This is a genomic window from Streptomyces sp. NPDC006458 (assembly GCF_040612135.1).
Lineage (GTDB): Bacteria > Actinomycetota > Actinomycetes > Streptomycetales > Streptomycetaceae > Streptomyces.
This window is the reverse complement of the sequence record NZ_JBEXPR010000023.1, coordinates 114,717-135,722: the sequence shown is the minus strand read 5'-3', so window position 1 is coordinate 135,722 and position 21,006 is coordinate 114,717. Positions and strand designations below refer to the sequence as shown.

The 21,006-nt window shown below is 72.4% G+C and carries 14 protein-coding genes; 7 read left to right on the top strand and 7 right to left on the bottom strand.

What is annotated here, in order from left to right:
* Positions 1–165: 165 nt before the first annotated feature.
* Positions 166–780: a WHG domain-containing protein gene (locus ABZZ79_RS28660; RefSeq protein WP_356693488.1), complete on the bottom strand. Its 615-nt coding sequence runs from the start codon at positions 778–780 to the stop codon at positions 166–168.
* A 319-nt stretch (positions 781–1,099) separates the two neighbouring features.
* On the opposite strand from ABZZ79_RS28660, the gene ABZZ79_RS28655 reads away from it, so the two are divergent.
* From ABZZ79_RS28655 to ABZZ79_RS28640, 4 genes are all read left to right on the top strand, one after another.
* Positions 1,100–3,223 carry an MMPL family transporter gene (locus tag ABZZ79_RS28655; RefSeq protein ID WP_356693486.1) on the top strand — a complete coding sequence of 708 codons (2,124 nt, stop codon included), beginning with the start codon at positions 1,100–1,102 and terminating at the stop codon, positions 3,221–3,223.
* A 190-nt stretch (positions 3,224–3,413) separates the two neighbouring features.
* Positions 3,414–5,207 carry an ABC transporter ATP-binding protein gene (locus ABZZ79_RS28650; RefSeq protein WP_356693484.1) on the top strand — a complete coding sequence of 598 codons (1,794 nt, stop codon included), beginning with the start codon at positions 3,414–3,416 and terminating at the stop codon, positions 5,205–5,207.
* Positions 5,207–6,943: an ABC transporter ATP-binding protein gene (locus ABZZ79_RS28645; RefSeq protein ID WP_356693482.1), complete on the top strand. Its 1,737-nt coding sequence runs from the start codon at positions 5,207–5,209 to the stop codon at positions 6,941–6,943. Before ABZZ79_RS28650 ends, ABZZ79_RS28645 begins: the two co-directional genes overlap by 1 nt.
* 394 nt (positions 6,944–7,337) lie before the next feature.
* A complete protein-coding gene (locus ABZZ79_RS28640) occupies positions 7,338–10,271 on the top strand; it encodes a LuxR C-terminal-related transcriptional regulator (protein WP_356693480.1) in 2,934 nt (977 codons plus the stop codon).
* 71 nt (positions 10,272–10,342) lie between these two features.
* Here the strand turns inward: ABZZ79_RS28640 and ABZZ79_RS28635 are convergent, their stop codons facing one another.
* From ABZZ79_RS28635 to ABZZ79_RS28620, 4 genes are all read right to left on the bottom strand, one after another.
* Positions 10,343–11,527 carry a thioester reductase domain-containing protein gene (locus tag ABZZ79_RS28635; RefSeq protein WP_356693478.1) on the bottom strand — a complete coding sequence of 395 codons (1,185 nt, stop codon included), beginning with the start codon at positions 11,525–11,527 and terminating at the stop codon, positions 10,343–10,345.
* 154 nt (positions 11,528–11,681) lie between these two features.
* Positions 11,682–12,923, bottom strand: coding sequence for an aspartate aminotransferase family protein (locus ABZZ79_RS28630; RefSeq protein ID WP_356693476.1), 1,242 nt, complete (start codon positions 12,921–12,923; stop codon positions 11,682–11,684).
* A gap of 5 nt (positions 12,924–12,928) precedes the next feature.
* Positions 12,929–13,354, bottom strand: a complete 426-nt coding sequence (locus tag ABZZ79_RS28625; protein ID WP_356693472.1) for an SRPBCC family protein — start codon at positions 13,352–13,354, stop codon at positions 12,929–12,931.
* An 83-nt stretch (positions 13,355–13,437) separates the two neighbouring features.
* Positions 13,438–14,385: a BTAD domain-containing putative transcriptional regulator gene (locus tag ABZZ79_RS28620; protein ID WP_356693470.1), complete on the bottom strand. Its 948-nt coding sequence runs from the start codon at positions 14,383–14,385 to the stop codon at positions 13,438–13,440.
* A 246-nt stretch (positions 14,386–14,631) separates the two neighbouring features.
* On the opposite strand from ABZZ79_RS28620, the gene ABZZ79_RS28615 reads away from it, so the two are divergent.
* Positions 14,632–15,774 (top strand): FAD-dependent oxidoreductase, encoded by a 1,143-nt coding sequence (locus tag ABZZ79_RS28615; protein WP_356693468.1) that lies wholly within the window; start codon positions 14,632–14,634, stop codon positions 15,772–15,774.
* 37 nt (positions 15,775–15,811) lie between these two features.
* Here the strand turns inward: ABZZ79_RS28615 and ABZZ79_RS28610 are convergent, their stop codons facing one another.
* Both ABZZ79_RS28610 and ABZZ79_RS28605 read right to left on the bottom strand, forming a co-directional pair.
* Entirely contained in the window at positions 15,812–16,648 is an 837-nt protein-coding gene (locus tag ABZZ79_RS28610; protein ID WP_356693466.1) for an SDR family oxidoreductase, read from the bottom strand.
* Between the two features lie 217 nt (positions 16,649–16,865).
* The gene (locus ABZZ79_RS28605; protein ID WP_356693464.1) at positions 16,866–18,695 is read right to left on the bottom strand and encodes a glycoside hydrolase family 15 protein; all 1,830 of its coding nucleotides are present in this window, start codon (positions 18,693–18,695) and stop codon (positions 16,866–16,868) included.
* Between the two features lie 201 nt (positions 18,696–18,896).
* Here ABZZ79_RS28605 and ABZZ79_RS28600 point away from each other — a divergent pair, with 201 nt between their 5' ends.
* Together ABZZ79_RS28600 and ABZZ79_RS28595 are read left to right on the top strand one after the other, a co-directional pair.
* Complete coding sequence (locus ABZZ79_RS28600; protein WP_356693462.1) at positions 18,897–19,574, top strand: metalloregulator ArsR/SmtB family transcription factor; 678 nt, start codon at positions 18,897–18,899, stop codon at positions 19,572–19,574.
* Positions 19,575–19,689: 115 nt separating this feature from the next.
* The gene (locus ABZZ79_RS28595) at positions 19,690–20,970 is read left to right on the top strand and encodes an MFS transporter (RefSeq protein WP_356693460.1); all 1,281 of its coding nucleotides are present in this window, start codon (positions 19,690–19,692) and stop codon (positions 20,968–20,970) included.
* Positions 20,971–21,006: the final 36 nt, after the last annotated feature.

Below are 21,006 nucleotides of genomic sequence, written 5' to 3'. Positions count from 1 at the left end.
TCCGCCTTTCGGGCGCCTGCGTCCGGCGACGGGCTCCGTCGAACGCGTCGAACAGGCCACTTCGATGCGGAGAGTAGCCCCAGGCGGCGAACGGCATGCCGGGATCGCGTGATCGCGCGGCAGACAATGGGATTTCGGCTGGTAACCGGTGGTAGAACCGCGGAATCAGACGGCCGCGGCGGCGACTCGCCAGCCCTCGACCACCGCGCGCAGTGTGCGTTCGTATCCGGCCTCGGCGGTCAGTCCCGGCGCCTCCTGGCCGGCCAGTTCGAGGGACACCAGCCCGTGCGCGGTGCCCCAGCAGAACAGGGCGACCGCCTCGGCGGCCTCGCCCCCCGTGAAGCGCCCGCCCTCCTGACCGCGCCGCACGGCCTCCACGAGCGGCTGGTACGTCTCGACGGCGTCCCCGCCGCTTTCGGCCCGGGAGGCGGCGCCGAACCGCGTCGCGGGGTCGGAGAAGAGGATGGCGTACAGGTGCGGGTTCGCGAGTGCGTACTCGCGGTAGGCGAGTCCCAGGCGTACGACGTCGTCGGCGGGGTCGGCGGTCGGCTGGACCGCGCCCAGGTGCGCGGCGAACAGCCGGGCGGCCTCTTGGAAGAGGTTGTCGAGCAGCCCCGCCTTGTTGCCGAACAGAGAGTAGACCGCGGTCGTCGACGTCTTCACGTCGGCCGCCAGCTGTCGAAGGCTCAGCGCCGCCACGCCACGGTCGAAGACCGTGGCGGCCGCTCGGTGGATCAGCCGCTGGCGCAGCGCTTCGTCATGTGTCTTCGGCCTGACCATTCCTTAACACTACCGCAACGCTGTTATGAATCACGGCCGCTGACACGTCAGCAGGCATCAGTGAGCACCTCTAGTGAGCCTCAAGTGAGTCAAGGGGAAATTTCAAGCGGCATCGCCGCAGGTCAGAGGCCAGCACCTGGAGCGAATCGTGTTAGACAGTGTGCAAGAGCCCTGGAGAAGGCGATAAAAACGGTGTTACGGTCGCCACGCGGTGGCCGGACACATCCGGCCAGTGACGCGCTTGCCGGACGAACTAGGGAGACCCATGTTTGAGGGGCTGGGGCGTTTCATCCACCGGAGGCGAGGGCCTCTACTCGTATTGACGCTGCTCTTCGCGGTCGTCTCGGGCGCCTACGGAGTGGGTGTCTTCGGCGACATGAAGCCCGGCGGATTCGAGGACCCGGGGTCGGACAGTCGCCGCGCGGCCCAACTGGCGGAGAAGGCCTTCCCCCAGCGCGCACCCGACGCGGTCGTCGTCTACCGCGACAAGGACCGCACGGTCGATGACCCGGCCTTCCGCGATGCGGTCGTGGGCCAGTTGGACAAGCTGCCGAAGTCCGAGGTCACGGGCGTCGCGCACTTCTGGATGACCAAGATGCCGTCGCAGGTCAGCCGGGACCGGCACTCGACCTATGTGGCGCTCAACCTCCAGGGCGACAACGACAACGCCAAGGAGGAGTCCTACAAGGCGGTCATCGACAAGCTCGCCGCACCCGGGGTGGAGACCCTGCGCGGCGGCCCGGTCCCGACCGGCCACCAGGCCGGCGAGGAGATCGGCAAGGACCTCGGCGCGGCCGAAGGCCTGTCCTTCCCCGTGCTGTTCATCCTTCTGGTGATCGTCTTCGGCGGTCTGGCCGCGGCCTTCCTGCCGCTGGTCGTCGGCGGTCTGTCGATCCTCGGTTCGATGGCCGTCCTGCGGATCTTCGCTCAGCTCACCGACGTCTCGGTGTTCGCGATGAGCCTGGTCACCGTCCTCGGTCTCGCGGTCGCCATCGACTACGGACTGCTGATCGTGAGCCGCTACCGCGAGGAACTGGTGCGCGGCCACAGCGGCGAGGAGGCCCTCGCCCGGACCGTGGCCACGGCCGGCCGTACGGTGGTCGTCTCGGGCATCACCGTAGCGGTGGCCCTGGCCGGCATGACCTTCTTCCCCTTCGGGTTCCTGAAGTCGATGGCCTACGGCGGTGTCGCCTCGGTCGTGCTGTCGGTGTTCTTCTCCCTGGTCGCACTGCCCGCGGCACTCGCGGTGCTGGGTCCGAAGGTCAACTCCCTTTCCCTGCACCGCCGTTCGAAGGCCGCGCCCGTCAAGTCCACCGAGGAGGGCGGCTGGTACCGTCTCGCCCAGGGCCTGATGCGCCGCCCGGCGATCGTGGCGGTCGGCACGCTGGCCGTGCTGCTGGCCCTCGCGGTGCCGTTCCTGCGGATCGAGTTCGGCGCCAACGACGCGCGTCAGCTGCCCGACAGCGCCGAGGGCCGCCAGGTCCACAACATGCTGGAGCGCGACTTCGACGACAACGGCGTCAAGTCCATCGACTCCCTGCTCGTGCTGAGCAGCGGCGCCACGTCCAAGGAGCAGGGCGCGGCCCTGCAGTCCTACGCCGACCGGCTGGGCCGTGTGGAGGGCGCGAAGGGCGCGCAGATCACCGGCGCCGAGGGCACCACCGCCCGTGTCTCGGTGAACTTCGACGGAACGGCGGTCTCCCCGGAGGCCCGCGAGCTGGTGAACCGGCTCAAGGACGTGGCCCCGCCGCCCGGAGCGGAGGCGTACTTCGGCGGTGAGACGGCGGCGTTCGACGACACGCTGGACGCCCTCGGCGAGACCCTGCCGTGGATGCTGCTCTATGTCGCCGTGGCCACCTACCTGCTGCTGTTCCTCGCCTTCGGCTCGGTGCTGCTGCCGCTGAAGGCGATCCTGATGAACCTGCTGGCGCTGTCGGCCACCTTCGGTGTGCTGGTGTGGATCTTCCAGGACGGTCATCTCCAGGACCTGATCGGCTTCGACCCGACCGGCAACATCGAGCCCAACATGCCGATCATGCTGTTCGCGCTGATCTTCGGACTGTCCATGGACTACGAGGTGTTCCTGGTCTCCCGGATCCGCGAGCAGTACGACCTGCTGGACGACCCGGCGGCCGCCGTCGCCACCGGCCTGCAGGGCATCGGCCGCCTGATCGCGAGCGCCGCGCTGCTGATGTGTGTGCCGCTCGCGGCGATGGCGACCAGCGGTGTGCTCACCATGAAGCTGTTCGGTGTCGGCATGGTCTTCGCGATCCTGCTGGACGTGGCAGTGGTCCGCATCCTGCTGGTGCCCGCCGTGATGAAGCTGCTGGGCCGGGCCGGCTGGTGGGCCCCGGGCCCACTGGCGAGGTTCTACAGCCGCTACGGCATCAAGGAGACGGACGCCGCGCCCGAGGCCTCCCAGCCCGCGCCGGTCTCCGTCTGACCCCCGTGCCGGGGCCGGAGTGCTGACATCCCCCGCAGTACTCCGGCCCCTTCCGAGGCGGGCGCGCACCGCGTCCGCCCACCCCGAACCCCCTCCGTCCTGCGGCGCTTGACGCACCGTGACCGACGGAAGGTACAGTCACCCCAACGGTTAGACATCGTCTAACAGTGCAAACCTCCTGGAGGACCGGATGGCCGCGGAAAAGGCCGCACTAGGCGCGATTCTCCGCCCGATCAGGGGAAGGCTGCGGTGGGCGATCGCCGCACAGACCGTCTCGGCGATCGCCGCGGTCGTGCCGTTCATCGCCATCGCCGAGCTCGGCCGGATCCTGCTCGACGACGGACCCGTCAACACGGACGACGCCTGGACCGTCACCTGGATCGGCGCCGCCGCCCTGCTGGTCCGGCTGGCCTTCCTGATGGCCTCGGGCGCCGTCACGCACTTCGCCGACGACGCGCTCCAGTCGCACCTTCGGAGGTCGCTCGTCGACCGGCTGGGCCGCGTTCCTCTCGGCTGGTTCAACGCGCGTAGCTCCGGACAGGTCAAGAAGGCCGTGCAGGACGACGTGGAGGCGATGCACCACCTCGTCGCCCACTCGGTCCTCGACATCACCGCGGCCGTCGTCATCCCGACCACCTCCCTGGTCTACCTGTTCGCGGTGGACTGGCGGATGACCCTGGTGACGCTCGCCCCGCTGATCGTCGGACTCACCCTGTACAGCGCGACCATGGCCGGCATGGCCAAGCATCTGCCGCAGTACGACCGGGCGATGGGCCGCATCAACGGCAGCGCGGTCGAGTTCGTGCAGGGCATCTCGGTCGTCAAGACCTTCGGCCAGACCCGGCGCGCCCACCGCGAGTTCGCCCAGGCCGCCGACGACTTCTCCGCCTTCTTCCTCGACTGGGTGCGCTCCACGCACGGATCCAAGAGCGCCGCGGAGATCGCGCTCTCGCCCGTCGCCGGGCTCGCCACCACGCTGGTCGGCGGCGCGGTCTTCGTCACCCAGGGCTGGATCGACGGCGTCGACCTGCTGCCGTTCGTCCTGCTGGGCATCGGCCTGACGGCCCCCATCCTGTCCCTGTTCTACGCGAGTTACGAACTGCGGATCGCCAAGGGCGCGGCCGAGCGCGTCGCCTCGATCCTGGACAGCGAGGAGCTGCCCGTCCCGGCCACTCCCGTCGCTCCCGAGGGGAACCACGTCAGCTACCGGGGCGTCAGCTTCTCCTACGACGGCACGCGCGACGCCGTCTCCGGCATCGACCTCGAACTCGCCCCGGGCACGGTCACCGCGCTGGTCGGCCCGTCCGGGTCCGGCAAGAGCACCCTGGCCACCCTGCTCCCCCGGTTCGCGGACGTGGCCAAGGGCTCCATCAGCATCGGCGGCGTGGACATCCGGCAGATGGCGCTGGAGGACCTCTACAGCCGGGTCGCCTTCGTCTTCCAGGACGTACGGCTGACCCGGGACACCGTCGCCGCCAACATCCGCATGGCCCGCCCCGGGGCGAGCCTGGAGGAGGTGCGCGAGGCGGCCCGCGCGGTCGGCGTCGACCATGTGCTCCAGTCGCTGCCGCGCGGATACGACTCCGTCGTCGGCGAGGACGCCCAGCTGTCCGGCGGCGAGGCGCAGCGGGTGTCCATCGCCCGCGCCCTGCTCGCCGACACCCCGATCATCGTCCTGGACGAGGCCGCGGCCCACGCCGATCCGCACTCGGAGGCCGAGGTGCAGGACGCGCTGTCCGTACTGACCCGAGGGAAGATCGTGCTGATGATCGCCCACCGGCTGCCCAGCGTCGTCGACGCGGACCGGATCGCCGTCCTGGACGACGGCCGCATCGTCGAGTCCGGCCGGCACGAGCAACTGCTCGCCGCCGACGGCCTGTACGCCCGCATGTGGCGGGCCCAGCAGCGCACCGCCGGCTGGCGGCCGCACGGCTCCGCGGCGACCACGCCCGCGGGCATCACCCTGGCGGGAGGCAACAGCTGATGATCCGTCAACTCATCGACGTGGTGGGCCCCGAGCATGCCCGGCCGCTGCGCCGCATGGTCACCGGGCTGGTGGCGGGCGCGGTGTTCCAGGGCATCGCCTTCGCCCTGCTCGTGCCGCTGCTGGAGGCGCTCCTCGGCTCGGACCCCGACGAGGTCTGGCCCTGGATGTGGGCGCTGCTCGGCGTGGCCGTGCTGTACGGCCTGGCCTACTACGACAGCATGCGCACCGGCTTCGCGGCGGGCGCGTCGCTCTCCCGGAGCCTGCACCACCGCATCGGCGACCGGGTGGCGGAGCTGCCGCTCGGTTGGTTCGTCCCGGAGCAGGTGGGCCGGCTCGGACAGCTCGCCACCAAGAACGTCATGGACATCATGGGCGTGCCCGCGCATCTGCTGCGCCCGCTGGTGACCAGCTATGTGACCCCGCTGACGGTGGTCGCCGCGATGTACCTGTTCGACTGGCGGCTGGCGCTCGCCGCGACGCTGACCGTCCCGGTCATCGTGCTGGTCTACCGGTGGAGCACCCAGCTGACCCGCACCGCCGACGAGATCCGGCACGCGGCTCAGGCCGAGACCGGCGGCCGCGTGGTGGAGTTCGCCCAACTCCAGCCCGTGCTGCGCGTGTTCGGCCGCGACGGGGCGCCGGAGTCGGGGCGGCTGACGGACGCGCTGCGCACCCAGGCCGAGGCCTCACGGCGTTCACTGGTCACCGGCGTGCCCGGCCTGGTCGGCTTCACGCTGGTCATCCAGGCGGCGTTCACCGTGGTCCTGGTCACCGGCACCTATCTGGCGCTCGACGGCGACCTGGACGCGGCCCGGCTGCTGGCGATCCTGGTGCTCGCGGTCCGGTTCACCGAGCCGCTCGCCGAGACCGCGGTGCTCGGCTCGGCCCTGCGCTCGGCGCGCCACGCGCTGGACCAGGTCGCCGAACTGCTCGCCGAGCCCACGCTGCCCCAGCCCGCGACGGCGCGGGTACCGGCCGACAACACCGTCTCCTTCGACGACGTGCGCTTCGGGTACGGCGAGCGTCCCGTGCTGACGGGCGTGAGCATGACCCTGCCGGAGGGGACGATGACCGCCCTGGTCGGCCCGTCCGGGTCCGGCAAGACCACGATCGGCAAGCTGATCCCCCGGTTCTGGGACGTCGACTCCGGCACCGTGCGGATCGGCGGCGTGGACGTGCGGGAGATCGAGCCCGAGGAGCTGATGTCCCGGATCTCCGTGGTCTTCCAGGACGTGTACCTCTTCCAGGGGACCATCCTGGAGAACATCCGCCTCGGCCGGCCCGGCGCGAGCGACGCCGACGTCCGCGCGGCGGCCCGGCTCGCCCGGGTGGACGAGATCGTGCACCGGCTGCCCGACGGCTGGGAGGCGACCGTCGGTGAGGGCGGCACCCAGCTGTCCGGCGGCGAGCGCCAGCGCGTGTCCATCGCGCGCGCGATCCTGAAGGACGCCCCGATCGTGCTGCTGGACGAGGCGACGTCCTCTCTCGACCCGGAGAACGAGCAGGCCGTCCAGGAGGCCCTGACGGCACTCACCACCGGACGGACCCTGCTGGTGATCGCCCACCGGCTGCGGACGGTCGCGGCGGCCGACCAGATCCTGTTCCTCGACGAGGGCCGGATCGCGGAGAGCGGCTCGCACGACGAGCTGCTCGCCCGGGACGGACGGTACGCGTCGTTCTGGGCCGGGCGCAGCCGGGCCGGCGCCTGGCGCCTTACCCAGGAGTGGGCCTGAAGATGTCCCGTGAATGAAGCTGACCGAAACACATCTGAGTAACTGACCGAAACTCACCGGCGGATGTGAAACGGAGTCCGCCGGTGGGCCCGATCCACCCCACATCACCACCGGGTTGCGGCCCGGCGGACACGGGATTGCCGGTTCGAGTTGCCGCTCGCCTTCCGGTATTCGTCGGCCGACCCGCCTTTCATCAGGCGCATCTAGGGTTCCAGCGGTCGTCGAAAGGAATCCAGATTGGCTTTTCCCGTGACGCATACGCTGTCCGAGCAAGAATGCAGCAGGCTAGACAAGTTCACCCCTTAACAAAAGGGGTCCAGCCGTCGACTCAACCGCAGGGTAACTTCCAAGAATTCACCGCACAGTACTGTTTCGAGCGGGGGCTTGAAAGCAGATGTCAACGGATGATGCCAATCACTGGCGAATAGCGGCTAGAGAAAAGGAGCTCGACTCGATCCATCAGGCCCTGTTCCGCGGCGGCGGAGCGCTGCTCGTCGGCGCCGCCGGGGTCGGCAAGAGCAGCCTTCTGGCCACAGCACTGCGCCGGGCCGCCGACGAGGGGCGGACAGTCCTCTCCGTCGGCGGGGCCAGCTGGAACAGCGGAACCAAGGCTCGCGGGTTCGGCTCCCTCGCCGAATGCCTCGAGTTCATGGAGCCGACCACACGCAACGCCGCCCAGTCCGACCATCCCATCGTGGGCATCGACGACGCCCACCTGGCCGACCCGGCCTCCAGCGACCGGCTGCACCGTCTGGTCGCGGCCGGCCGGCTCGGTGTGCTGGCCACGGCCCGGCACGACGCCCCGGCCCCGGCCGGGCTGGACCGGCTGTGGGTCGAGCGGCTCGTCGACCGCATCGAGGTCGCGCCCTTCGACTCCACGGCCCTGGACACGGTGCTGCACGCCCGGCTCGGCGGGCATGTGGACACCTTCACCCTGGAGCGGCTGTGGGGCGCCACCCACGGCAATGCCCTGATGCTCCGTGAACTCGTCGAGCACGCACTGGAGGACGGCTCCCTGCGCTGCGTCGACGGCACCTGGACCTGGCTGGGCCTGACCGGTGCCCCGGGCCGGCGGCTCGCGGACGTCGTCCGGGTCGGGCTGCGCGGCCTCGACGCCGAGGAGAACGAACTGGTCCATATGCTCGCCCTGGCCGAGCCGCTGGAGGCGGAGATCGTCGCCTCCTTCGGTCTGGCCAAGGCCGCCGAGTCGCTCGACCTGCGCGGCATCGTGCGCGTCGAGCGCAGCCGGGCCCGGGTCAGCCTGCGCCTCGCGGTGCCGCTCAGCCGCGCGGTGGTGGCCTCCGGCATGTCGGACCTGACCGCCCAGCGGTTGCGCCGCGAGCTCGCCGACGCGCTCGAACGCACCGGTGCCCGCCGGGAGGAGGACGTGCTCCGCATCATCTCGCTGCGCCTGGAGTCCGGTCTGGTGCCCCCGCACGAGCAGCTTCTGACCGCGGCCCGCACCGCGATCCGCCGCCGGGACTTCCCCCTGGCGGAACGGCTGTGCCTGGTCGGCCTCCAGGACTCGCCCTCGGACGCCGACTCCTCCTTCCACTCCCCGCTGCCCGACTCGGCGGGACACGCCGCCGTCGTACGCCGACTCGTGACACGAGCGAGCGCCCTGGGCTCCGCCGCCGAGGCGCGGGACCGGGTCCGGGCCGCCCTGCTGCTGGGCCAGGTGCTGGTCGGCAAGGGGGCGTTCGACGACGCCGACCAGGTGCTCGCGGCGGGCATGGGCACCGACGCGGCCGTGCCGCTCGACGAGTACGTCAGCGCCGTGCACACCCGGGTCATCAACATGGCCTGGAGCCTGCGTCGCATCACCGACGCCGAGGCGATCCTCACCCACGCCGTCGCCGCCGTGGGACCGGGCAACGCCGGTGTCCTGGACGCCAGTCGGGCGGTCATCGCCGTCCTGTCCGACCGGCTCCAGGAGGCCGTCGCCATCGGCGAGGAGGTGCTCGGGGCACAGGAGCCCGCCGATGTCGCCGTGGCTCCCGTGCTGCTGCCCACCGTGGCGTTCGCCCGCGCCGAAGTGGGCGACCCGGCGGGCGCGTTGGCGCTCGTGCGGCGCTACCAGGACGCCTCGGCGGACTGGGACGTCGACGCCCGGCTCATCACCGGCGCGGTCTCCGCGCGTTGCTCCTACCTTCTCGGCCATCTGCGCGGCGCCGCCGACGCGCTCGACTCCATGCACCGCGACCTGTTCGACAGCCGGCCCATGATGATGCAGAGCGTGCTCGACCACGCCCGGGTGCTGCGTCTGCTGGGTCGCCCCGAGCAGGCGGTCGCGCTGCTGCGACAGTCCATCGCCGCGGAGGCGCCGCTGGAGTACCCGACCGCGCAGGCCTGGCCACTGGCTCAACTCGCGGGCGCGCTCGCCGAGTCGGGCCGCTGCGCGGAGGCGCTGCGCACACTGGTCGAGATCCGCTCGGCCCGCGGCGCCGCCGTCCCGTCCCCCGTCGCCGAGGACGAGATCGCCTACGAGCACGCGCTGGTGCTCGCCCACTCCGGCGACCGCTCGGGCGCCGTGACCCAGGCGCTGGAGGTTGCCGAGCGGGCGCGGCGCGCCGGCCGTGTCGTGCGGGCCGTGTTCGCCCTGCACCTCGCGGCCCGCATCACCGAGGGGTCCGCCGTACGGCGTCCCGACCGGGGCCTGCTGGAAGTGGCCCGGCAGGCGGGCGGGATCGTGGAGGTGATCGGCGACCACATCCAGGCGCTGGCGGAGTCCGACGGGGCCGCCCTGCACCGGGTCTCCGAGCGGCTGCGCGACATGGGCGCGCTGCCGCTGGCCGCGGAGGCCGCGGCGCAGGCCGCCCGTGCCTTCAAGGCCGCTGGCCAGCGGCGCAAGGGGCGCGAGGCCACGGCCGCGTGCACGGAGCTGCTGCGCGCGCCGAGTGCGGTACTGCCTCCGTGGCTGTCCCCGGAAAGCCCCCGCCAGCAGGATCTCGCCCCGCTCACCCCACGGGAGCGGGAGGTCGCCGCGCTGGCCGCGACGGGACTGTCCAACCGGGACATCGCCGGACGGCTGGTGGTCTCCGTGCGCACGGTGGAGAACCATCTGCACCGCATCTACCACAAGCTCGGCATCACCGCCCGCAGCCATCTGCTGCGGGGTCTGCAAGGCGGGTCCCTGCTGACGGAGGGCGCTCCGGCCCTGCCCCGGCAGCGTTCCTGGCAGTCCGGCGCCGACCCGGCCCCGCCGCGCCGGCACACCACCGAGGCGGCCATGCTGCTGGGTGGACCGCTGTCGCTGCTGTCCCGCCCGGAGGGGGCACGCGCCTACGTCCCCTCGCCCCGCCAGGCCGGGCCGGGTCACACGACCTGACCGGCACCGCCACGGCGGAGCCGCCGGCTGATTCCGTATCAGCCGGCGGCTCCGGTCGTTCGTCCTGCGGGTCAACGGCCCGTCGGAGCGGGCAGCATCTCGTTGCGCACGAAGTAGTCGACGTAGGCGCCGAACACCCGGTCGTCGATGTCCGGGCAGGTCACGTCGGTGCCCTTGAGCCGCTCACGGGTGAGGTCGTCGTCGAACTCGGCGAGTTCCGTCTTCTCGGTGTCCACGAGGACGCGCATCAGCGGCAGCATGGAGTTGTTCACGTCCGCGGCGATGGCCTTCATCCAGCGCAGCGTGCTGGTCTCCTTGAGGTCGTAGCCCGCGCGGCGCAGCAGGCCGAGCAGTTCGTCGGCGTCCAGGGAGCGGGGGCTGACCTGGTGGTAGACGCCGCCGATGGCCTCGGGGTCGCGGGACAGGGCGACGATGGCGGCGCTGACGTAGTCGATGGGCACCATGTTCATGCGCAGCCGGAACCGGCGCGGGTAGACGCCGGCCTGGACGGCGCCCTTCATGAACCGCCAGACGAAGTCGTTGGGCTGGCAGGCGCCGCTCCGCGAGTCGCCCCACACCTGGCCGGGCCGGTGGATGGTGACGGGCACACCCCGGCGCCGGGCCTCCAGCACCAGCTGCTCGGAGACCCACTTGCTCTTGGTGTAGCCGAGGGCGAGGTCCTCCGGCGGGCCGGTGCGGCCGAGTTCGCCGCGCGGGGTGCCGTCCTCGGCGGGCAGGAACACGCCCGTCGTCGAGACGTGGTGCAGGGTGGCGCGGGCGGCCTGCGAGAACCGCAGGACCTCGTGGGTGGCGTCCACGGTGGCCTTGCTGAGCCACTTGTAGACGGTGAGGAAGTTGACCTTGGCGGCGGCGTGGTAGACGGCGTCGACACGGCCGGCGAGGGCGGCGTGGGCCTCGTCGGTCATGCCCAGGCGCGGCTGGGCCACGTCTCCGATGTGCACCTGGACGCGGTCCAGGTCCAGCCGCAGGCCCTCCAGGAGTTCGTAGCGCTCCAGGTTGGCGGTGAGCCGGGTGCGGGCGGTCTCCTCGTCCTTGCCCCGTACGAGGCAGTGCACGACGAGGCCGCGCTCCAGCAGGTCCCGCAGCAGGAACGCCCCGAGGAAGCCGGTCGCGCCGGTGAGCAGCACTTCGGACACCGCCTGCGGCGCGGGCGCGTCGTATCCGGTGATGTCGTCGGCCAGCACGATGTCGGCGTCGAACTCCTCGGCGACGCCTTTGAGTGTCGTCGAAGTCATGGTGTGTTTCCGTTCCTTCCGGATGGCGTTCCCCCTCCCGGCCGGGTCGCCGGGAGCGGCGTGCGCGGCCGGTGCCGGGCGCGCAGGGCTCCGCCCGTCGCGGCCGCGGAGCGGACGACGGGCGGAGTACGGGAGCTGCGGGTGCGCGCGGGGGTCAGACTGCCGCTGCTCTGGCGACGGCCTCGCCGAGCAGGGACATCGCTTCCTTGATCTCCTGTTCGCCGGCGACGATCGGCGGCAGCAGGCGGATGGTGGTGGGCCGGCTGATGCACGGCGACACCACGAGGCCGAGCTGAGCGAGCCCGGTGAGTACGTCGCCGGCCATCTCCGGGGAGCGGAAGTCCATGCCCCACAGCAGGCCGCGCCCGCGCACCTCGACCAGCGCGTCGGGGTACTGCTCGCGCAGCGCCTCAAGACTCTCGCGCATGGCGGACTCGACGCGCTCGCCGTTGTCGGCGTTGCGCTCGATGGCCTCCAGCGCCACGGGGATCACGGCGGTGCTCAGGGGGTGGCCGCTGAAGGTGGCGGTGTGCAGCAGCGGGTCGGACAGCAGCGGCGCGTACAGCTTGTCGTTGCACACGGCGGCCGAGACCGGCACCACGCCGCCGCCGAGCGGCTTGCCGAGCAGGACGGCGTCCACCGGCAGCCCCGCGTCCAGCGAGACCGAGCGCGGGCCGCAGCGGCGCAGGCCGACCTGGATCTCGTCGGCGATGACCAGCGCGCCGGCCGCGTGCGCGTCCTCGCACCAGCGGGCGAGCACGGCCTGGTCGAGGATGCGCACGCCGTTCTCGGCCTGCACCGGCTCGAAGATCACCGCGGCCACGTCGTGCTCGCGCACGGCGTTGGCGACGGCCTCCGGGTCGTCCGGCGACACATGGACGACGCCTTGCAAAAGGGGCTCGATGCCCTTCTTGAAGCGGGGGTTGTCGGTCAGCGCGAGCGCGCCGAGGGTCTTGCCGTGGAACGCCCCCTGCACCGCGACCACGGTCATCCGGCCGGTGGCCATCCGGGCGAGCTTGACGGACACCTCCACGGCGTCGGCCCCGCCGCAGCCGAAGAACACACGGTCCAGGCCGCCGCCGAGGTACCCGGTCAGCGTCTGGGCGGCCAGGGGCGGCACCGGGCTCTGCACGGACCGGGTGGAGGTGGTCATCACGTCGAGCCGCTCGCGCACGGCGTCCACGACGTCCGGGTGGCGGTGCCCGAGGAGGGCGACCGCGTAGCTGCCGAAGTCCAGCACCGAGCGCCCGTCGGACAGCATGACACGGCAGTGTTCGGCGAAGGACTCGACCGCGCCCTGGCCGGTGAACTTCCCCGCGACGGCGAGGGCGGGCGAGAAGTGGCGCTTGACGCGACGGAAGGTCTCCTTGGCGTCGGCCGCAGGCATTGCGCTCATGTCCGTCAGGCCTCCCGACTTCGGTCGACGATGCCTTGCTGGTAGCCCTCCAGTGCCTTGGCCACGGCGGGGTGGATCATCTCCTCCATCATGGGCAGACCGACGTCGAACTCCACGTTGAGCTCCAGCGCGGTGCCCTCGGCGTCCTCGTGCACCTGCCAGTAGCCCTCGTAGTGGGCGAGGTCGCCGTCGGTCTGCCGGAACTCGAAGCGGCGGGCGGCGGCGTCCAGGACGTCCTCCTGCTCCCACTCCATCTCGGAGCCCTTGAGCTCCACGAGCCAGCTGCTGGTGCGCCTGCCGTCGGCCTCGTCGGTGACGGTCACCTCGTTGACGCCGTCCATGAACTCGGGGAACGTCTCGACCTCCCGGAGCACGGACCACACCTGATCGGGTGTGCCCTCGCTTCTCAGAGTGGTGTGCAGTACGGCCATGAAGTCTTACCTCTTCTCTTGTGCGGGGCCCCGGGGCGGCGATCCCGCCGGCGGGTCGTCTTCCGGCACGGGGGCCGGACCGGTCAGGCGGAGTCCCGGTCGCGTCCGCCGGTCTGGGCCTCCAGGTGCGCCAGCAGACGGTCCATCTCCGAGCGCAGCATCCGCTGCTGCGAGGTCAGTTCCTCCACCCGCATCCGCAGCCGGAGCAGTTCGCGGCCCGGCTCCTCCGGTGCCTCGGGCGCCGTCGGGTGCGGGAGGGGGGCCGTGCCGGCGCGGCCGGCGGCGGCCTGGCTGAGCAGGCGCACATTGCCGGGCAGGACCGCGCGGGTGCCCAGGCCGGCGTGCTCGGCGCCGCGGTACGGGGCCTCCTGGACCGCGCGTGCCTCGGTGGGACGGCCGCACCGCTGCAGGGCGAGGGCGAGCTGCTCACGGAGTCTGCGGCGCAGCGGGTGGGCCGCCACCAGTTCCTCCAGCCGTGCCACGACCCGCTGGTGCTCGCCCATGCGCAGCGAGGCGTCGCACAGGTCCTCCAGCGCCAGCAGCCGCTCCTCCTCCAGCCGGGCGGCGGCGGGCGCGCACAGCGGGCCGTGCGGGCCGCCGTCGAGCGCGGGGCCGCGCCACAGCGACAGGGCCCGGCGCAGCAGTACGGACGCACCGCCCGGGTCGGTCTCCAGCTGGCGCCGGGCGCGGGTGACCTGGAGCCGGAACCGGACACTGTCCAGTTCGTCCGGGCGCGCCTGGAGCACATAGCCGGCGCCCCGGGCCACCAGGCGGGGCGAGTTGGCCCGCGCCGGTTCGGCCTCGACGAGGTGCTGGCGCAACCGTGACACGTGCGCCTGAAGGGCGTTTCCGGCCTTCTCGGGCGCGTCCTCGCCCCACAGTTCGCGGATCAGCTCGTCGGTCGGCACCGGTGTCCCCGTGCGCACCAGCAATGCGCCCAGCAGGACGCGCTGTTTGGGACTCGTCAGCCTTACGCCGCACCGCCTGGTGTCGTCGTAGATCCCAGGGGTCCCCAGTACCCGGAACTGCATCCAAACCTCCACCGGTGTCACAGGTCGCGCCGAGCGACACCCTGAGGTCATCACGCGGGAAGGGGTGGATGCATGAGTGCTCAGGTACTCCAAACCTCGGGGGTCTCGGGGCGGGTGGGGGCCTGTGTGCCGGTGCGCTCGGGCGTGGTGAGTGGCCGAGTGTGAGTGGTGCGCACTCACGCCCGGTCCGGGCCGCGCGTGGTCCGCTGATGCTGAACTCACCCCGCTATGAGAGGAGTTGGTGGCATGCCTCGATGGGATGCCGAAGCCGCGGTCGTGGGGCTCGGCGCGTGGGGAGCGGCGGCGCTGTGGCGGCTGGCGGTGCGGGGGGTGGAGGTCCTCGGATTCGAGCGCCGCACGCCTGGTCATGCGCTCGGCTCGTCGCACGGTGGCCCTCATATGTTCCGGCTGGCCTGTGCGGAGCATGCGGACCTCGTCCCGCTGGCCGTGCGCTCGCGTGAGCTGTGGACGGAGCTGGACGAAGCCCGGGGGGACCGGGTGTTCCAGCCGTGCGGTGGTCTGTCGATCGGCCCGGAGGCCGGGCCCGTCGCCGGCGGCGCGCTGCGGGCGGCCCACGCGCACGGCCTTCAGGTGCGCACGTTCACCGCGAACGCGCTGCGCATGCAGTACCCGCGGCACACCGGTCTGCCCGGCCATCACACGGGTGTGTGGGATCCGGGCGCGGGTCTGGTGCACGCGGAGCGGGCCGTGAAGTCCATGGTGGCTCAGGCGCAGGACGCGGGCGCCCGGCTGTATCCGGACACCCGGGTGCTCCAGGCGGAGGTGGTGACCGGGGGCGTTCATCTGCGGACTCCTCAGCAGCTGGTGAAGGTGCGTCACCTGGTGGTGGCGGCGGGCTCGTGGCTGCCCGCGGCGCTGTCCGGGCTGCCGCTGACGACCGTGCGGGCGCCGTTCACCCGGTTCCGCCCGATCGAGCCCGACGGGAGTTTCGACCTGGAGGTGTTCCCGGCGTTCCGGCGCGAACTGGACGACGCCCGGGTGCTGTGGGGCAGCGGTGAGGAGGGCGGGTACGGCGTCCGGCTCGGTCTGGAGGACCTGCGCCTGACGCCCAAGCCGCTGGACGCGGAGGAGACCGACCGTTCGGTGACGCCGGACGACTGGCAGGACGTGGCCCGGCTGCTGCCCGCCAAGGTGCCGGGCCTGCAGAGTCTGCCGTCCCGGATCACGGTGGGCACCCAGAACCGCACCCCGGACGGGCTGCCCCTGCTCGGCGCCTTCGGCGACGACACGCGCATCCTGCTGGCGGCCGGCGCCGGGTCCCACGGTCCGGCCCACGCACCGGGTGCCGGTGACATCGTGGCGGACCTGGTCCGGGGCGAACGTCCGGGTGCCTCCGTGGAGTTCCTGTCGCCCGACCGTTTCAGCTGAGCGGCGCACGGCATCGGCCTGGTCGGCGAGCAGCCGTTCAGGCCGTGGCGCCGTCGGGCACCGCGGCGGGCCGGTCGCGCTCGGGCTGCAGCGCCTTGCGGCAGATGCGCTCCCCCACCCAGGCGACCAGGTTGCGCGGGCGGCGCGGGTTGAAGTGCGCCGAGAACGCGTTGCCCAGCCCCGGTGTGACATAGGCCCGGTTGCGCTCCAGCGCCCGCAGCCCGGTCCGCACCACCGGCTCCGGAGTGGTGAACCGGCCCACGACGGCGGCGTTGCGGGTGCCGATCACCTCGAAGAACCGGGTCTCCACCGGCCCCGGGCACAGGGCGGTGACATGGACGCCGCGCCCGCGGACCTCCTGGCGCAGCGCGAGCGAGAAGTTCAGCACGAAGGTCTTGGCGGCGCTGTACACCGAGAGGTACGGGCTGGGCTGGTACCCGGCGGTGGAGCCGACGTTGAGGACCGCGCCGGTGCCCCGCAGGAGCATGCCGGGCAGGACGGCGTGGGTGAGGTCGACCAGCGCGACCACGTTGACCATCAGCTGGTCGTGGTCCTTCTCCGGGTCGATCTCCTCGAAACGGCCGGTGGTGCCGAAGCCCGCGTTGTTGATCAGCACGTCCACCTGGAGTCCGCGTTCGGCGAGCTCCTCGGCGACCCGCCGGCCCGCGTCGGCCCGGGACAGGTCCGCCACCAGGACGTGCGTCTTGACCCCGTGGACGGAGCCGAGCCGCTCCGCGAGCGCCTCCAGCCGGTCCCGGGTGCGGGCGAGCAGGACGATGTCGTGTCCCTTGGCGGCGAGCTGGATGGCGAACTCGCTGCCGAGGCCGGACGAGGCTCCGGTGACGAGGGCGGTCGGACGGGTCGTGCTGTCCATGCTTGTCTCCCCTTGGGCGCGGTGGCTGCGGGCGGGCGACACGCTAGCCAGCGGGCCGCGGGGCACGCCCGTGCGCTGACAGAGGCTGACGAGGGGGCTGTCTCACATTCTCCCCCGGGCCGAACGGACCTGGCCGCCTCCGACCGGCCGGTCCGGCCCCGGACCGCCACTCACACAGGCGCGGACCACCACTCAGCGAACCCCTCGCGGGCAGGCCCTATGCGCGCTCCGCCTCCGCGTCCAGCGCCGCGTCGAGCGACAGGGCCGCGTCGATGAGGGCGAGGTGGGTGAACGCCTGCGGGAAGTTGCCGAGTTGCTCACCGGTGGGGCCGATCTCCTCGGCGAAGAGGCCGACATGGTTGGCGTAGGTGAGCATCTTGTCGAACGCATAGCGGGCCAGTTCGACGCGTCCGGCGCGGGCGAGGGCGGAGACGTAGAGGAAGCTGCAAAGGGAGAAGGTGCCCTCGGAGCCGCGCAGGCCGTCCGGGGAGGCGTCGGGGTTGTAGCGGTAGACCAGGCTGTCGGAGACCAGTTCGGTGTCCATCGCGTCGAGGGTGGCCAGCCAGCGCGGGTCCTTCGGCCCGATGAAGCCGACCAGTGGCATCCACAGCAGCGAGGCGTCCAGCACCTCGCTTCCGTAGTGCTGCACGAACGCCTTCCGTCGCTCGCTCCAGCCGCGGTCCATGACCTGGTGCAGGACGGCGTCGCGCGCGGCGGTCCAGCGGGCGAGGTCGGCGGGGCGGGCGAAGGTGGTGGCCTGGCGGATGCCGCGGTCGAAGGCCACCCAGCACATCAGACGGCTGAAGGTGAAGTCCTTGCGGCCACCGCGGGTCTCCCAGATCCCCTCGTCGGGCCGGTCCCAGTGGTCGCACAGCCACTCCAGCAGCGCGGAGACGCGCAGCCAGCCGTCGTAGCCGGCGATGGTCGCCACGTCCTCGTTCATGGCGATGGCGTAGGTGGCCTCGCCGTAGATGTCGAGCTGGAGCTGGTCGGCGGCGCCGTTGCCGGCCCGGACGGGGGCGGAGGCGCGCCAGCCCTCCAGGTGGTCCAGGATCTCCTCGGACAGGTGCGGGTCGCCGTCGACGCGGTACATGATCTGGAGCGGTTCCCCGCTGACGGTTCCGCCGTCCATGAGCCGCTGCCCGAGCCAGCGGCGGAATGCCTGCGCCTCCTCGGTGTAGCCCAGTTCGACCAGGGCCCACAGGGACAGGGAGGCGTCGCGTACCCAGGTGTAGCGGTAGTCCCAGTTCCGCTCGCCGCCGACCTGTTCGGGCAGTCCCATGGTGGCGGCGGCGATCGGGGCGCCGGTGGGGGCGTAGGTGAGAAGCTTGAGGGTGATCGCGGACCGGTGGACCTGGCCCTGCCAGCGGCCCCTGTAGCGGCAGCGGTGGATCCAGTCGTGCCAGAATTGCCGTACGGCGGCGAACTCATCCCGCGCCTCCTCGGCTGTGACCGGCCGCGGCTCCGGGGCGCCCGGCGCGTCGAGTGTGAGGACGGTGGCCGCCAGTTCGCCCGCCCGGAGCACGACCGTCGCGCGCACGTCGTCGCCGTCGCGTTCCAGGGCGATGGGGCCGAGCGTCTCCAGGCGGGCCGTGACGGACGAGCCGCGGAAGCGGGCCACCGAGGCGTTCAGGTCCAGCTCGTGCCGCTCGCGGCCGTAGTCGAAGCGGGGACGGCACTCCAGCTGGAACCGGACGGTCCCCCGCACGACGCGCAGCGCGCGGAACACCCGGTGCCGGTCGGAGACGGTGCCGGGGGTGTCGACCGGCATCCAGTCGACCAGCTCGCCGACCCCGTCCGGGGTGAGGAAGCGGGTGACGAGGACCGCGGTGTCGGCCAGGTAGAGCTGGCGGACGGTGACCTCCGGCGCGTCGACCGTGACCGAGAAGTGGCCCCCGCGGTCGTGGTCGAGCAGGGCGGCGAAGACGCTCGGGGCGTCGAAGCGTGGCGCGCACAGCCAGTCGAGCACGCCGTCCGAGGACACCAGCGCGCAGGTCTGGAGGTTGCCGATCAGCCCGTGGTCGGCGATGGGCGGGTAGCGACGCATCTGTTGCTCCTCCCCTGCCGGGCGGCACCGGCGGTGTACGCGGCACGTGTCCCTACGACCATCCGACGCGCCGGCCGGGCGGGCCAGCGGGACGGGCCGGAGAGGTGAGGCCCCCGCGGCGCTCGGCGATCCGCTCGCGACGGGGCGTGGTCATGACCCCCGCCCTCCTCTACGCTATTCCATGGATTTATGGAGGATGCCATGGCGAGGAACACGGCGACCGGCGCGAAGGCCCGGCTCTACGACGCCTTCGCGGCCAGCGGCAAGGCTCTGGCCAGCGGAAAGCGCCTGGAGCTGCTCGATCTGCTGGCCCAGGGCGAGCGCCCGGTCGACGCCCTGGCCAAGGCGGCGGGCCTGAACCTGACCACGGCCTCCGCGCATCTGCAGACCCTCAAGCAGGCCGGTTTCGTCACCACCCGCCGCGAGGGCGTACGCATCCACTACCGGCTCGCCGGCGACGACGTGGGCCGGCTGTTCGCGCTGCTGCGCAGGGTCGCCGAGGCGCACCAGCCGGCCGTGTCCACGGCCCGGGACGCCTACCTCGGCGAGGACGGCGCCCCGGAGGTCGGCCGCGAGGAACTGCGTGCCCGCGTGGCGGCGGGGGACGTCGTGCTGCTGGACGTGCGGCCGGCCGAGGAGTACCGGGCCGGGCACATCCCCGGCGCCCGCTCGATCCCGGTCGAGGAACTGGCAGGCCGGATCGGCGAGTTGCCCGAGGAGACGGAGATCGTCGTGTACTGCCGCGGTGAGTACTGCGTACTCGCCCACGACGCGGTTCGCCTGCTGGCCGACCACGGCCGCCGCGCGATCCGCCTGAACGACGGGATGCTGGAGTGGCGCCTGGCCGAACTGCCCGTCGAAGACGGGTACTCGGCGTGACCGCTGGGCCCCGGAGGCCGCCCCGCGCCCGGCGCGCCCGCCCGCACCGCAGCAGCACCGCACCGGCGGCACCCGCACCCGTCGGGGCCGCGCACCCAGCCACCCGGAAGGGCGCATGACCAGACCCGTATCGGCCGCCGGCACCGAAGGCGGCCTCATACCCGACGTCCCCGACACCGACGAGGCACAGCGCCGCATCCTGCGGGTCCTCGTCGCCTCCCAGGTCCTCAGCGGTGCCGGTCTCGCGGCCGGTGTCACCGTCGGGGCGCTGCTCGCGCAGGACATGCTCGGCACGACCAGTCTCGCGGGACTGCCCAGCGCCCTGTTCACCGCCGGGTCCGCGCTGACCGCCGTCACGATCGGCCGGGTCTCCCAGTCGCACGGCCGCCGCCCCGGCCTGTCCGCCGGATATCTCGTCGGCGCCGTCGGCAGCGGGCTGGTGATCGCCGCCGCCGTACTGGACAGCCCGGTGCTGCTGTTCGTCGCCCTGTTCGTGTACGGCGCCGGAACCGCCACCAACCTCCAGGCCCGGTACGCCGGGGCCGACCTCGCCCGGCCCGGCCACCGCGCCCGCGCCCTGTCCCGGGTCCTGGTCGCCACCACCCTCGGCGGCGTGGCGGGCCCCAACCTGGCCGCTCCCATGGGCGACTTCGCCGAACCCCTCGGCATCCCCCGGCTGGCCGGACCCTTCCTGCTGTCCGGCGCCGCCTACGCCCTGGCCGCGCTCGTGCTGGCTGTCTGGCTGCGCCCGGACCCGCTGCTGACGGCCCGCGCCCTGGCCGCCGCCGAACCCACCGGCGCCGCGGGCGCGACACCCGGCGGCTCCGCAGCACCGGGGCGCGACGGTCACGGCAGTGTGGTCCTCGGCGCGCTCGTCATGGTGCTGACCCAGCTGGTCATGGTCGCCGTCATGACGATGACGCCGATCCACATGGCCGGCCACGGCCATGGCACCGCCGCCTCCGGCCTGGTCATCGCGATCCACATCGGCGCCATGTATCTTCCCTCGCCGCTCACCGGCTGGCTGGTCGACCGGTACGGCCGCCTGAGGATCGCCGCCGCCTCCGGTCTCACCCTGCTGGCCGCCGGTGTCCTCGCCGCGACGGCACCGGCCGACTCGCTCGCACTGCTCACCCTGGCCCTGGCCCTGCTCGGTCTCGGCTGGAACCTCGGGCTGGTGTCCGGCACCGCGATCATCACCGACGCGGTGCCGCTGGCCAACCGCGCCCGCACACAGGGCACGGTCGACGTGTCCATCGCCGTCGCCGGGGCCACCGGCGGCATGGCCTCCGGCTTCCTGGTCGCCGCCACCAGCTACCCCGTCCTCGCCCTCACCGGCGGAGTCCTCGCCCTGGCCCTGCTGCCGGCGGTCGCGGCGACGGCGTACCGGCGCTGAGCCCGCCGTGCGGCCGACCGGTCCGCCCGCCGGCAC

What these genes read in the sequence shown, in the direction of transcription:
- ABZZ79_RS28645 (WP_356693482.1), top strand. Translation starts at nt 5,207, where the DNA reads ATGATCCGTCAACTCATCGACGTGGTGGGCCCCGAGCATGCCCGGCCG.
- ABZZ79_RS28625 (WP_356693472.1), bottom strand. Translation starts at nt 13,354, where the DNA reads ATGGCCGTACTGCACACCACTCTGAGAAGCGAGGGCACACCCGATCAG.
- ABZZ79_RS28615 (WP_356693468.1), top strand. Translation starts at nt 14,632, where the DNA reads ATGCCTCGATGGGATGCCGAAGCCGCGGTCGTGGGGCTCGGCGCGTGG.
- ABZZ79_RS28600 (WP_356693462.1), top strand. Translation starts at nt 18,897, where the DNA reads ATGGCGAGGAACACGGCGACCGGCGCGAAGGCCCGGCTCTACGACGCC.
- ABZZ79_RS28650 (WP_356693484.1), top strand. Translation starts at nt 3,414, where the DNA reads ATGGCCGCGGAAAAGGCCGCACTAGGCGCGATTCTCCGCCCGATCAGG.
- ABZZ79_RS28630 (WP_356693476.1), bottom strand. Translation starts at nt 12,923, where the DNA reads ATGAGCGCAATGCCTGCGGCCGACGCCAAGGAGACCTTCCGTCGCGTC.
- ABZZ79_RS28595 (WP_356693460.1), top strand. Translation starts at nt 19,690, where the DNA reads ATGACCAGACCCGTATCGGCCGCCGGCACCGAAGGCGGCCTCATACCC.
- ABZZ79_RS28610 (WP_356693466.1), bottom strand. Translation starts at nt 16,648, where the DNA reads ATGGACAGCACGACCCGTCCGACCGCCCTCGTCACCGGAGCCTCGTCC.
- ABZZ79_RS28620 (WP_356693470.1), bottom strand. Translation starts at nt 14,385, where the DNA reads ATGCAGTTCCGGGTACTGGGGACCCCTGGGATCTACGACGACACCAGG.
- ABZZ79_RS28660 (WP_356693488.1), bottom strand. Translation starts at nt 780, where the DNA reads ATGGTCAGGCCGAAGACACATGACGAAGCGCTGCGCCAGCGGCTGATC.
- ABZZ79_RS28605 (WP_356693464.1), bottom strand. Translation starts at nt 18,695, where the DNA reads ATGCGTCGCTACCCGCCCATCGCCGACCACGGGCTGATCGGCAACCTC.
- ABZZ79_RS28635 (WP_356693478.1), bottom strand. Translation starts at nt 11,527, where the DNA reads ATGACTTCGACGACACTCAAAGGCGTCGCCGAGGAGTTCGACGCCGAC.
- ABZZ79_RS28640 (WP_356693480.1), top strand. Translation starts at nt 7,338, where the DNA reads ATGTCAACGGATGATGCCAATCACTGGCGAATAGCGGCTAGAGAAAAG.